A 13,421-nucleotide genomic window follows, 5' to 3' on the forward strand; every position below is an offset into this window, starting at 1 on the left:
ATGCGCTGCAGCGAGGCGCTCAGTCCTGTGCGGCCACCGGCAGCAGGCGCTGGCGCAGCAGCAGCGCGGCCAGGTCCATGGTTTCGCCGGCCACGCGCATCACGCTGCCCATGTTGATGAAGCCGTGGATCATGCCGGGGTGGACACGCACCAGGGTTTCCACACCCGCCTCGCGCAGGCGCTGCGCGTAATGCAGGCCTTCGTCGTGCAGCGCGTCGCGGTCGGCCAGCACCACCAGCGCCGGGGCCACGCCGGCCACGTCCGGCGCCACCACCGGCGAGATGCGCCAGTCCGACGCCAGCGACGGGTCCGGCAGCAGTTGGCGATCGAAGTAGCGCATCGCCGCTTCGGTCAGTGGCGGGATGCCGGCGTTGTGCACGCGCGACGGGAAAGGATTGTCCGGGCGCACGTCGGTGAGCGGATAGATCAGGATCTGGCAGCGCAGGGCGATGCCGGCATCGCGTGCGTCGAGCGCGGCGCTGGCCGCCAGGGCGCCGCCCATGCTGTCGCCGGCGACGGCCAGGTGCTTCGGATCGGCGCCGACCTCGTCCGGGTGCGCGGCCAACCAGTACAGCACGCCGATCACGTCCTCGATGCCGGCCGGCGCCGGATGCTCGGGCGCCAGCCGGTAATCCACCGCCAATACTTGGCAGCCGGCGCGCGCGGCCAGTTGCCGGCACACGTCGTCGTGCGAGTCGAGGTCGCCGACCACGCCACCGCCGCCGTGTGCGTAGAGGCAGGTCGGCGCCGGGCCTGCGTCGAGGCCGTGCGGACGGTACAGGCGCAGGGGGATCGGCACGGCCGGGCCCGGTGCCTGCAGGTCGCGGACCTCGGCCATCTCCACGCGCGGAAAACCGAACTGCGCGGCGACGCCGCGCATCATCGCCCGCGCCTCGGGCAAGGGCAGTTCCTCCATCGGCGGCTGCCCGGACTGCTGCGCCAGGGCGAAGAAACGGACGACGTCTGGATCGAAATACATGGGTGGCCCTCCCGGGGCGGCTGCGCAAGCGGCGTCGGCCAGATTGTTATTTTCAATAACCATTTCTGCAAATAAGCGAAATGGAACGCTCATCACGGCACCTGACGGGTCAGCGGCAGACGGCCGGCCGCCGCGGCGTAGAGGCGTGCCCGATGCAGGCGTGGCAAGGCCTGGTGCGGCTTGCAGCGTGCGGTGACTGGTGTCGCACATGCCGCTGCACCGCATTGCAGCGCAACATGGGCCTGCGCAAACGCGGCTTCGCGCCAGGTCCTGTACCCATTCCCCAATACACCGCGTTGGAGTTGGCGGGCGTCCGTTGGCGTTGCGGGGCCGGCCTCAGAAAGCTGCTCCGCGTCAGCGGCGCGTTCTCCAGGCCCACCCTGAAGGCGTGATCGCGTGCGCCTGCGACCGCGTGGCGATGCTGGGTTCAGTGCAATCGAACAGGCGCTGATCGAGCGAAGCGGCAGGTATGCGCAGTCTCGCCGACACCCTGGGGCGTTTTGCGGGCGGCAGCGGTCATGCTGCATGCGGTCGCCCGGGCGTCCACGTCGTCGCTTCCCGCACACAAACACGCATGACCGCCACGCGGTGTACTCGACACCAGGGCACCTCAATCACCCGCGTTACCGCGGCGCAGCCGGACACGGCGTGACCCTGGTAGGAGCGGCTTCCGCCGCGACCGGGCATTCGCGGTGCCGCCTTGTCGCGACTGAAGCCGCTCCTACAGTGGGACTCCGTCGTTATTCGAGGCCCCAGCTAATCGTCCTGCGCGGCGGCCTCGCGGCCCTGCTGGCGGATGATGGCTTCCTGCCGCGCGTCCTCGATCGAGGCGCGCACCGCGCGCACGTCGGCGCGGCGGGTGTCGAAGGCGAAGCGGCCGCTGAGTGCGCTGTCCGGGCGCAGCGTGCCCTTCTCGTACAGCGCCCACATCTCCTCGCCGTAATGGGTGGCGTTGAGTTCGGGCGCGAAGCGGCCCAGGCAATCGCGCAGGTTGTGCACGTCGCGCAGCAGCATGGTGCGGGCGGCGTTGTTGCCGGCGGCGCTGACCACCTGCGGGAAGTCGATCACCACCGGGCCGTCGGCGCCGACCAGCACGTTGTATTCGGACAGGTCGCCGTGGACCAGGCCCAGGCACAGCATCTTGACCACGTCGCCGACCAGCTGCGCGTGGAAGGCCTGCGCCTGCGCCGGTTCCAGTTCGACTTCGCTCAGCCGCGGCGCGCTCTGCCCGTCGGCGTCGGTGACCAGGTCCATCAGCAACACGCCGTGGAAATAGCCGCGCGGCTGCGGCACGTGCACGCCGGCGTCCACCAACTGGTACAGGGTGTTGGCCTCGGTGTCCTTCCACGCCGCTTCCTGCTCGCGGCGGCCGAACTTGCTGGCCTTGCCGATCGCGCGCGCCTGGCGACTGCCGCGCACCTTGCGCCCTTCCTGGTACTGCACGCGCGCCTGGAAACTGCGCTGCGCCATGTCCTTGTAGACCTTGGCGCAGAGCACGTCGTCGCCGGCCTGGACCACGTAGACCGCAGCCTCCTTGCCACTCTTGAGCGGGCGCAGCACGCCGTCGATGACGCCATCGTCGATCAGCGGCTGCAGGCTCGGGGGGATCTTCATCGGGTGCGGCATACCTGGAGTGAGTCGCCGCGATTATGGCCCAAGCGTGGCGCGACGCCCGACGCGCTGTGCGGTGTCGAGGGTGTCGCCAGCGTGCCCGAAGATGCATCTGGGCCGGCCTGCGGCCTGTGCGACGAACGATCCAGGGCGCAGCGATGTCCGGCATTTGTCTACGACGTCCGCCCGCGCGTACCGACGCGTTCAGCTATGAAGAGGGCGGCGCGGGCTGGTCGTGTTGAGTGCCGCGGGGTGCGCAAGGCAGCGCCTGGGTCGATGGGTGGAGCGCCGTCCGAGTCCATCGCGTCGGGACTGAAGTCCCTCCCACAAGAAGCTCCTCCCGCGCCAAGTGGGCGTCGCATGCCGTTGCGTGCGGCCGGGTTCAGCCAGGAAAACAGCGCGGTGGCTGGCCGCGCGGGATGCCATGGGGATGGCGCACAGGACCTCGCCTCGGCCGGCAGTTGGACAGCGTCCAACTGCGATGCGTCGGGACCGAAGTCCCTCCCACAGGAGAGCGTCGCGGGTGGCGACGCTCCTGCTCGCTCAGGATCGTCTCAGGTCTGACTCATCCCTCGCCTCAGGCCGGCGTCAAGCTGGCTCAGGGCGAAGCAGCGGCCTGAGCCGGGGCCTGGGCATCGGCGCCGCCGCCGAGCACCTGGTACAGGGTGACGCGGTTGCTGGCGTCCTGCAGGCGCAGCGCGATCAGCGCCTGCTGCGCGGCAAACAGCGAACGCTGCGCATCCAGCACCGGCAGGTGGCCGTCCAGGCCGGCACGGTAGCGCGCGTCGGCCAGGGTGTAGCTGCGCTGGCTGGCGTCGACCAGGGCCTGCTGCGCGGTCAGCTGCGCCTGCAGGTGGTCGCGCGTGGCCAGGGCGTCGGCCACTTCGGCGAAGGCCGACTGGATCGCCTTCTCGTACTGCGCCACGGCGATGTCCTTGCCGAGCTTGGAGGCGTCCAGCGAGGCCTTCAATGCGCCGGCGTGGAAGATCGGCGCGGTGACGCTGGGCACGAACGACCAGGTGCGGCTGCCGGCGGAGAACAGCGTGGACAGCGCATCGCTGCTGCGCCCGGTGGACGCCGTCAGGCTCAGCGACGGGAAGAACGCCGCGCGCGCGGCGCCGATGTCGGCATTGGCCGCCTGCAGGCTGTGCTCGGCGGCAAGCACGTCCGGGCGCTGCAGCAACACCGTCGAAGACAGATGCGTCGGCAGCGGTGCCAGCGCGACGCTGCCCTGCATGGCTTGCGCGGTCGGCAGCAGCGCCGCGTCCACCGGAGCGCCCACCAGCAGTTGCAGCGCATCGCGCGCCTGCGCCAGCTGGGTCGCGGCGCTGGCGACGGCCACGCGCGCCGACTCCACGCTGGTCTGCTGCTGCGCCAGGTCCAGCCCGGACGCGCTGCCGATGCTGTGCCGGCGCTCGGTCAGTTGCAGGGTATGCGTCTGGCTGTCCAGGGTCTGCTGCGCCAGATCCAGTTGTTCCTGGTCCGCGCCCACGGTCAGCCATGCCGCGGCGACCTGGGCGACCAGGGTCAGGCGCACGTTGCGCTGGTTCTCCGCACTGGACAGCCAGTTCTGCAGGGCTTCCTGCTTGAGGCTGCGCAGTTGTCCGAACAGGTCCAGTTGCCAACTGCTGAGCCCGACCTGCAGGGTGTCGCTGGTGCTGACCTGGGAGACGCCGTCGTCGTTGCTGGCGGCGCTGCTGCGGCCGCGGCTCATGCTGGCGTTGGCGTCGAACGACGGCAACTGCGTGGCGCGCTGGAGGCGGTACTGCGCGCGCGCCTTGTCGATGGACAGCACCGCCACGCGCAGGTCGCGGTTGTTCTGCAACGCCAGCGCAATGGTCTGGCGCAGCCGTGGATCCAGGAACACCTGCTGCCAGTCCGGCATCGCCAGCGTATCGGCGGCGGTGCCCACTGCGGGCGCCCCATCGACCGCCGCCAGGTCGGCCGGCACCGGCGCCGTCGGGCGCACGTAGGTCGGCGCCAGGGTGCAGCCGGACAGGGCCAGCAGCGTGGCCACTGCCACGCTCATGCGGGTCAGCGCGCTCATGCCTGCGTCTCCGGGTGGGCGACCACCGGCCCCGGGAACATCCGGCGCACGATCACGTAGAACAGCGGCACGAAGAACAGGCCCAGGGTGATCGAGGCCAGGGTGCCACCGGTGACGCCGGTGCCCAGCGAGTGGCGCGCGGCCGAGCCGGCACCCTTGCTGAACACCAGCGGCAGCACGCCGAGCAGGAACGCCAGCGAGGTCATCAGGATCGGCCGCAGTCGCATCTGCACCGCGTGCAGGGTGGCGGCGAGCAGGCTTTCGCCGCGGTGCTCGAGATCGCGCGCGAACTCGACGATGAGGATGCCGTTCTTCGCCGCCAGGCCCACCGTGGTCAGCAGGCCCACCTGGAAGTAGACGTCGTTCTCCAGGCCGCGCAAGGTCATCAGCAGCACGGCGCCGAACACGCCCACCGGCACCGCCAGCATCACCGCGAACGGGATCGACCAGCTCTCGTACAGCGCCACCAGGCACAGGAACACGAACAACAGCGAGATCGCGTACAGCGCCGGCGCCTGGTTGGCCGACAGCTTCTCCTGGTAGGCCATGTCCGACCACGCGTAGCCGAAACCGTGCGGCAACTGCTTGCTCAGTTCGGCCATCGCGTCCATCGCCGCGCCGGAGCTGACCCCCGGCACCGCCTGGCCGGTCAGTTCCATTGCCGATACGCCGTTGTAGCGCTCCAGCGCGGCCGGCGCGCTAGTCCAGTGCGAGCGGGTGAACGCCGACATCGGCACCATGTCGCCGCCGCCGTTGCGCACCGTCCAGCGGTCCAGGTCCTGCGGCGCCATGCGTGCGTCGGCATCGCCCTGCACGTAGACCTTCTTGATGCGGCCCTTGTAGATGAAATTGTTGACGAAGTCGCCGCCGAGCGCGCTGTTGAGCGTGGCGTTGATGTCGCCCGGGTCCACGCCCAGCGCCTGCGCCTTGGCGTCGTCGATCTTGACCGCGTACACCGGCGCGTCTTCCAGGCTGGCGTAGCGCACGTTCATCAGCTTGGGATCGTGCTGGGCCAGCCGCAGCAGCTTGTCGCGCGCGGCGACCAGGGCGGCGTGGCCGGCGCCTTCGTAGTCCATCAGTTCGAAGGTGAAACCGGAGGCGTCGCCGAGGCCGGTGATCGCCGGCGGCGAGGTCACGAACAGCTCGGCGTCGGGCACGTCGGCCAGCGCCTTGTTCAGATGATCGGCGATGGTCGCCGCGTCGTCGTCGCGGTCATCCCAGTCCTTCAGGCGCACAAAGGCCATGCCGACGTTCTGGCCGGCACCGGTGACGCTGAAGCCGGCCGAGGACAGCACCGAGCGCACGCCCGGATCCTTCAGCGCGGCCTTGGTCAGCCGGTCGGTCACCGCCAGGGTCTGCTCCAGGGTGGAGCCGGCCGGCAGCTTGACCAGCACGTTGAGCATGCCCTCGTCCTCGTCGGGCAGGAACGCGCCGGGCAGGCGCCACAGCAGCAGGCCGGTGACCGCGATCAGCAGCGCATAGGCGACCAGGCCCAGCGCGCGCTTGCCCAGCACCCGCTCGACCAGGGTGCGGTAGCGCTCGGACAGGTGCCGGAAGCGGGTGTTGAACCAGACGAAGAACCAGCCCAGGCGGCCGTGCGAGCCGATCGGCGCCTCACCCTGGTGCAGCGGCTTGAGGATGGTCACGCACAGCGCCGGGGTCAGGGTCATCGCCACCAGCACCGACAGGATCATCGAGGCGGCGATGGTGATCGAGAATTGCCGGTAGATCACGCCGGTGACGCCGTTGAAGAACGCCATCGGCACGAACACCGCGGTCAGCACCAGCACGATGCCGACCAGGGCGCCGCCGATTTGCTGCATCGAGCGCAGCGTCGCCTCCTTCGGCGGCAAACCCTCCTGGCCCATCACCCGCTCCACGTTCTCCACCACCACGATGGCGTCGTCGACCAGCAGGCCGATCGCCAGCACCATCGCGAACATGGTCAGGGTGTTGATCGAGTAACCGAACGCGGCGAGCACGCCGAAGGTGCCCATCAGCACCACCGGCACGGCGATGGTCGGGATCAGCGTGGCGCGCCAGTTCTGCAGGAACAGGTACATCACCGCGACCACCAGCAACACCGCCTCGATCAGGGTGATGACCACTTCCTTGATCGAGGTGGTGACGAACGGCGTGGTGCTGAAGGCAATGTGGTAGTTGAAGCCGTGCGGCCAGTACTGCTTGAGTTCCTGCAGCCGCTGGTCGATGGCCTTGGAGGTTTCCACCGCGTTGGCGTCGGAGTTGAGCTCGATGCCCAGCGAGGCCGAGGGCTTGCCGTTGAAACGGGTGATGCTGTCGTAGGTCTCCGGGCCCAGGCCAATCCTGGCCACGTCCGACAGGTGCACCGCGGCGCCGCTCGCGTCGCTCTTGAGCACGATCGCACCGAACTGCGCCGGGGTCTGCAGGCGGCTGCGGGTGGTCACGGTGGCGTCCAGGCGCTGCCCGCGCAGCGCCGGCTGGCCGCCGATCTCGCCGGCCGACACGTCGGTGTTCTGCGACTGCAGCGCGTTCTCCACGTCCGACGGCATCAGCGCGTACTTGCGCAGCTTCTCCGGGTCCAGCCAGATGCGCATGGCGTATTCCGAGCCCAGCGGCTGGATGTTGCCGACGCCGCTGACGCGGCTGATCTGGTCGTCGATGTTCGATTCCATGTAGTTGGCGACATCGAAGTTGTCCATGCTGCCGTCGTCGGAGGTGAACGCCACCACCTCGAACAGCGAGCCGCTGGACTTGGTGATGACCAGGCCGTTCTGCTGCACCGCCTGCGGCAACACCGACATCACCGACTGCAACTGGTTCTGCACCTGCACCTGCGCGGTGTCGGCGTTGGTGCCGGTCTCGAACACCAGATTGACCTGCGCGCTACCGTCCGAGGCGCTGGTGGAGGTCATGTACAGCAGGTGGTCCAGGCTCTGCTGCGACTGCTCGATCAGCTGGGTGACGGTGTTCTCCACCGTCTGCGCCGAGGCGCCGGTGTAGGTGGCGCGCACGGTGATGGTGGGCGGCGCCATGTGCGGGTAGCGTTCGACCGGCAGGCCATGAATGGCCAGCATGCCGATCAGGACGATGACGATGGCCATGACCCAGGCCACCACCGGGTGGTTGACGAAGAAGCGCGACATGCGGGAGCCCTCAGTCGGCCTGGGCGTCGTCGCCCGGCAGCGCCGGCGCGGCATCGAGCTGGGCGGCGGTGAGCGGATACGGCTGCGCCGGCTTGCCGAGTTCGGCGCGGCTGCCGTTGACCACGATCAGGCGCTCGCCCGACTTGAGCCCGGATTCCACCAGCCAGTCGTGGCCGATCGCCTCGCCGGTGCGGATGTGCCGCTCCACCACCTTGTTGTGTGCGTCGAGCAGCTTCACGACCGGCTCGCCCTTGCTGTCGCGGGTCACCGCCTGCTGCGGCACCAGCACCGCGCCCTGGTCAGTGGCCATCGGCAGCACCGCGCGTAGATACATGCCCGGCAGCAGCAGGTGCTCGGGGTTGGGCACCACCGCGCGCAGGGTGACGTTGCCGGTACCGGCGTTGACCTGGGTGCCGACGAATTCGAGGGTGCCGGCGTGCGGATAGGTGCTGCCGTCCTCCAGCCGCACCTGCACCTGCGCCTTGCCGTCGATGGCGTGGATCTGCCCGGCGTCGAGCTGGCGGCGCAGCGCCAGCATCTGCGTGCTGGACTGGGTGACGTCCAGGTAGATCGGGTCCAGCCGCTGGATGGTGGTCAGTGCCGCGTCCTGCGCGGCGGTGAGCAGCGCGCCGACGGTGTAGGCGGAGGTGCCGATGGTGCCGGAGATCGGCGCGGTGATGCGGGTGTAGTCGAGGTTGATCCGCGCCGCCTGCAACGACGCCTTGGCCGCAACCACGGCCGCCTCGTCCTGGCGCAGCGCGGACACTGCGTCGTCGGCGTCCTGCTTGCTGGCCGCGTCCATGTCGGTGAGGCTGCGGGTGCGCTCGGCCTTGGGCCGCGCGCTGGCCAGCGCCGCCTCGGCCTGCACCAGGTTGCCGCGCGCGATGTCGTAGGCGGCCTGGTACGGCGCCGGGTCGATCACGTACAGCGCCTGCCCGGCCTTGACCTCCTGGCCCTCCTGGAACAGGCGCTGGCGCAGCAGTCCGCCGACCTGCGGGCGCACGTCGGCCGTCTCGTAGGCCACGGTGCGACCAGCCAGGGTGCGCTCGACCGGCAGCGTGCGCGCGCCCAGGGTCAGCACCCCCACCCGCGGCGGCGGCGCGGCCGCCGGCTTGTCGCCGGAGCAGCCTCCGGCCACGGCGACGACCAGCACGAGGGCACAGCGAAGGGGGCGACGGGGCGCCAGGAAGAGGTCGGACATGGGGAGTGCGGCTGGTAGAAGACGCGCAACGCTACTCCACCGATGTGTCGCATCGCACCATCCTTGTAACAGTGCGTTGTACGGGCTTCACCAAGGTCGGAGAAACGTCGGAACCGGCACGCAGCGTCGCATTGGCAGATGGCGCCTTTCGTTCTATTACCGAACACAAATGCGATAATCGCCCATCTTGCCGACGTCGTTTCCAACCGCGGCATGCCATCGTGCGCACGCCCTGCCCTCGCCATCGTCGTAGCCGATAGGGGGCGCCGCGCACCTACCCTGCAGAGGATCGAAAACGTGCAAACCCAATCGGATGTGTCGGCCGGCGGCCGGATCGTGCTGTGGAGCGTCGGCCTGCTGCTGGCGCTGATCGGGCTGACGCTGCTGGTCGGCGGCATCCGCCTGGCCACCCTCGGCGGCAGCGTCTACTTCCTGGCGATGGGCGCGGCCTGCGTGGTCTCGGCGCTGCTGGTGCTGCGGCGGCGCCCGGCCGGCGCGTGGCTGTATGCGTTGGCCTTCGTGCTGAGCATGGCCTGGGCATTCTGGGATGCGGGCCTGGCGTTCTGGCCGCTGGTGTCGCGGCTGATGATGCCGGCGGTGCTGGCGCTGCTGGTCGCCCTGGTCTACCCGACCCTGCGCCGCGCCCGCGGCCTGCCCGGCGGACGCGGCGCCTATGCGCTGGCGGCAGTGCTGGCGCTGGCCTGCGCCGGCGGCCTGGCCGGCATGTTCGTGCCGCATGCGCCGGTGGTCGCCAGCGGCCCCGGGCCGGCACCGGTGCCGGTGACCCCGGCGCAGGCGCAACGCGACTGGAGCCACTACGGCAACACCGCCGGCGGCAGCCGCTTCGCCGCGCTGGACCAGATCGGCCGCGGCAACGTCGGCCAGCTGCAGGTGGCCTGGACCTACCGCACCGGCGACATCGCCGTCAGCGACGGCAACGGCGCCGAGGACCAGACCACCCCACTGCAGATCGGCGAGACGCTGTACGTGTGCACCCCGCACAACAACGTCATCGCGCTGGACGCCAGCAGCGGCCGGCAACTGTGGAAGCGCGAGATCAACGCACAGTCCTCGGTGTGGCAGCGCTGCCGCGGCCTGGCCTATTTCGATACCGACGCGCCACTGGCGCAGCCGAGCGCCGCCAACGCCTCGCCGGTGGCGGCGGCGGTGCTGCCGGCCGGCGCGAACTGCCGCCGCCGCGTGCTGACCAACACCATCGACGCGCGGCTGATCGCGCTGGATGCGGACACCGGCGCGTTCTGCACAGGCTTCGGCCAGAACGGCCAGGTCGACCTGAAGGCCGGCCTCGGCGCCGCGCCGGATCCGCTCTACCAATTGACCTCGGCGCCGACCGTGGCCGGGACCACGGTGGTGGTGGGCGGCCGCGTCGCCGACAACGTCCAGGCCGACATGCCCGGCGGGGTGATCCGCGGCTTCGACGTGATCACCGGTGCGCAGCGCTGGGCCTTCGACCCGGGCAACCCGCAGGACACGCAGCCGCCGGCCGCGGGCAAGACCTACGTGCGCAGCACGCCGAACGTGTGGGCGCCGATGTCCTACGACGCCGCCTCCAACACCGTGTTCCTGCCGATGGGCAGCCCGTCCACCGATCTGTACGGTGCCGAGCGCAGCGCGCTGGACCACCGCTTCGGCGCCTCGATCACCGCGCTGGACGCCAGCACCGGCAAGGTCAAGTGGGTCTACCAGACCGTGCACAACGATTTGTGGGACTTCGACCTGCCGATGCAGCCGAGCCTGATTGACTTCCCGATGGCCGACGGCCGCCGCGTGCCGGCGTTGATCATCGGCACCAAGGCCGGCCAGCTGTACGTGCTCGACCGCGCCACCGGCACGCCGCTGACCGAGGTCCGCGAAGTGCCGGTGAAGGCCGCCGACATCCCGCACGAACCGTATGCGCTGACCCAGCCGCTGTCGGTGGGCATGCCGCAGATCGGCACCAAGCATCTGACCGAAGCGGACATGTGGGGCGCCACCCTGCTGGACCAGATGCTGTGCCGCATCGCCTTCAAGAAGATGCGCTACGAGGGCCTGTACACCGCGCCCGGCACCGACGTGTCGCTGAGTTTCCCCGGCTCGCTGGGCGGCATGAACTGGGGCGGGCTGTCGGTCGATCCGGTGCACGACGTGGTGTTCGCCAACGACATGCGCCTGGGCCTGTGGGTACAGATGATTCCGCAGAAGGCTCAGAAGGCGGCCGCCTCCAGCGGCGGCGAGGCGGTCAACACCGGCATGGGCGCGGTGCCGCTGAAGGGCACCCCGTACGCGGTCAACAAGAACCGTTTCCTGTCGGCGCTGGGCATCCCCTGCCAGGCGCCGCCGTTCGGCACCCTGAGCGCGATCGACCTCAAGACCCGCAGCATCGCCTGGCAGGTGCCGGTGGGCACCGTGCAGGACACCGGCCCGCTCGGCTTCAAGATGCACCTGCCGATCCCGGTCGGCATGCCGACCCTGGGCGGCACCCTGGCCACGCAGAGCGGCCTGGTGTTCATCGCCGGCACCCAGGACTACTACCTGCGCGCCTACGACAGCGGCACCGGCAAGGAACTGTGGAAGGCGCGGCTGCCGGTCGGCAGCCAGGGCGGGCCGATGACCTACGTGTCGACCAGGAACGGCAAGCAGTACATCGTGATCACCGCCGGCGGCGCGCGGCAGTCGCCGGACCGCGGCGACTACGTGATCGCCTACGCGCTGCCGGACGCCAAATAGGTAGAAAGACCGCGCGCAGGCAAGACTTGCGCACGGTGGCACTGGCCTGGGGCCGCCGCGTCGGCGGGCCTCAGGCCGCCTCGACCGGGCGCAGCACGTTGGCCGCCACCGCGATGCCCGGCGCCGAAAGCCGCCCCCACTCCACGCCCGCCATAGCGTGCGCAGGTCGGCCACACGATGACGTCAGGGAAAACGGGTCGGCAGTTGCACGAAGCTCGCACCGTGCCAGCGCACGGCGCCGCCGGTGCCCAGCGCAGCGCTTGCACTGGCTGTCGCCAAGCGTCGCCGCCGAGACATCGGGCCGGCGCCAGGCAGCGATGCCCAGGAGGTCATGTAGTCCACATCGGCACCGCGAGCGCCGCCAAGGGCACTGTTCCCAGAGACTGCAGCAGACGCGCGCTGCGGCCCGGCTTGCCTTCAACGCGCTGGCTGCAGCCGCATCGTCAGCACCGCGGCAATGGCCACCAGCAGCGGCAACGCCAGCACGTAGTACAGGTTGGCCGGCTGCCAGCCGGCGTCGACCAGCACGCCGACGGTCATCGGCGAGAGGATCGCGCCGACGCGGCCGATGCCGATCGCCCAGCCCAGGCCGGTGGTGCGCACGGTCGGCGCGAACACGATCGGCGCCACCGCATACAGGCCGGCCATCGAACCGAACAGCGCAGCGCCGATCACGAAGGCCACCGGGAAGGCCAACTGCAATTGCGCGCCGAGCGTGGCGAACGCCGCCATCCCCAGTGCGGCGATCAGGAAGCTGGCCGCGGTCAACCGCGGCAGCGCGAAGCGCGCGGCCAGACCGCCGAACACCGCGCCACCGACGATGCCGCCCAGGTTCAGCAGCACCCCGCCGGTGACGCCTTGTTCGGCCGACAGCCCGGCTTGCACCAGCAGTTTCGGCGTCCAGCTCAGCACGAAATAGAAGGCGAACATGTGCATGAAGAAGCCCAGCGCGATCAGCACACTGTTGCGGCGCAGGCTGGGGGTGAACAGCGCCGCGTAACCCGCCTTCTCCTGCACTGGCGGCCGCGGCGGCAGGGCATCCAGGGTCGGTGCGCGCATGCGCGTCAGCAGCCCGTTGAGCCGCGCCAGCGCATCCGGCGGACGCCGGCTGAGCAGGAAGTCCAACGATTCGGGCAGCAGCGCCAGCACCACCGGGATGCACAGCAGCGAGGCGAGTGCGCCGAACAGGAAAGCCGCATGCCAGCCCCAGCGTTCCAGCAGCATCGCGGCAATCAACCCGCCCAGCGTGGCGCCGATGGGATAGCCGGTGGCCTGCAGCGCCACCGCGGTGCTGCGCCACGTCGGGCTCGCGTATTCGGCGGTGATCACGCCGACGCCGGCGAGCATGCCGCCGATGCCGATACCGGTGAACACGCGCAGCGCGGCCAGTTGCCAGATGTCCTGCGCCAGCGCCGAGGCGGCCATGCCAGCGGTCAGGATCGCCAGGCAGCACAGGATCATGGTGCGCCGGCCCCAGCGGTCGGCCAGCGGCGCCAGCAACAGCGAGCCCAGCGCCATGCCCACCAGCCCGGCGCTGAGCGCGATCCCCAGCAGCTTGCCCGACAAGTGCCAGGCCTCCGACACGTGCGGGGCGATGAACGCCATCACCATCACGTCGAACCCGTCGAGCATGTTCAACAACACGCAGACCGCAATGGCCGTCCATTGGAAGCCGCTCATGCGGTCCAGGACGAGCGCGGTGGGCGGGGCGGCGGCATGGCTCATGGCAAC

7 protein-coding genes are annotated in these 13,421 nt (G+C 70.0%); 1 reads left to right on the forward strand and 6 read right to left on the reverse strand.

Features of this window, described 5'->3' with window-relative positions:
* Positions 1–19 precede the first annotated feature (19 nt).
* The 5 genes from GGR71_RS15110 to GGR71_RS15130 all read right to left on the reverse strand — a co-directional run bounded on the left by GGR71_RS15110 (position 20) and on the right by GGR71_RS15130 (position 8,963).
* The gene (locus GGR71_RS15110) at positions 20–979 is read right to left on the reverse strand and encodes an alpha/beta hydrolase (RefSeq protein WP_160962572.1); all 960 of its coding nucleotides are present in this window, start codon (positions 977–979) and stop codon (positions 20–22) included.
* Positions 980–1,735: 756 nt separating this feature from the next.
* A complete protein-coding gene (locus GGR71_RS15115; protein ID WP_160962570.1) occupies positions 1,736–2,593 on the reverse strand; it encodes a PA4780 family RIO1-like protein kinase in 858 nt (285 codons plus the stop codon).
* A 595-nt stretch (positions 2,594–3,188) separates the two neighbouring features.
* Positions 3,189–4,637, reverse strand: a complete 1,449-nt coding sequence (locus GGR71_RS15120; protein ID WP_160962568.1) for an efflux transporter outer membrane subunit — start codon at positions 4,635–4,637, stop codon at positions 3,189–3,191.
* Positions 4,634–7,762 (reverse strand): efflux RND transporter permease subunit, encoded by a 3,129-nt coding sequence (locus tag GGR71_RS15125; protein WP_160962566.1) that lies wholly within the window; start codon positions 7,760–7,762, stop codon positions 4,634–4,636. Before GGR71_RS15125 ends, GGR71_RS15120 begins: the two co-directional genes overlap by 4 nt.
* A gap of 10 nt (positions 7,763–7,772) precedes the next feature.
* Positions 7,773–8,963 carry an efflux RND transporter periplasmic adaptor subunit gene (locus GGR71_RS15130; protein WP_184452089.1) on the reverse strand — a complete coding sequence of 397 codons (1,191 nt, stop codon included), beginning with the start codon at positions 8,961–8,963 and terminating at the stop codon, positions 7,773–7,775.
* Between the two features lie 297 nt (positions 8,964–9,260).
* Between GGR71_RS15130 and GGR71_RS15135 the strand changes: the two genes are divergently transcribed.
* Positions 9,261–11,690: a membrane-bound PQQ-dependent dehydrogenase, glucose/quinate/shikimate family gene (locus GGR71_RS15135; protein ID WP_160962562.1), complete on the forward strand. Its 2,430-nt coding sequence runs from the start codon at positions 9,261–9,263 to the stop codon at positions 11,688–11,690.
* Between the two features lie 417 nt (positions 11,691–12,107).
* Here GGR71_RS15135 and GGR71_RS15140 read toward each other — a convergent pair whose 3' ends face one another.
* Positions 12,108–13,415, reverse strand: a complete 1,308-nt coding sequence (locus GGR71_RS15140; protein WP_160962560.1) for an MFS transporter — start codon at positions 13,413–13,415, stop codon at positions 12,108–12,110.
* Positions 13,416–13,421 lie beyond the last annotated feature (6 nt).

It is taken from the genome of Xanthomonas sp. F1 (assembly GCF_014199855.1).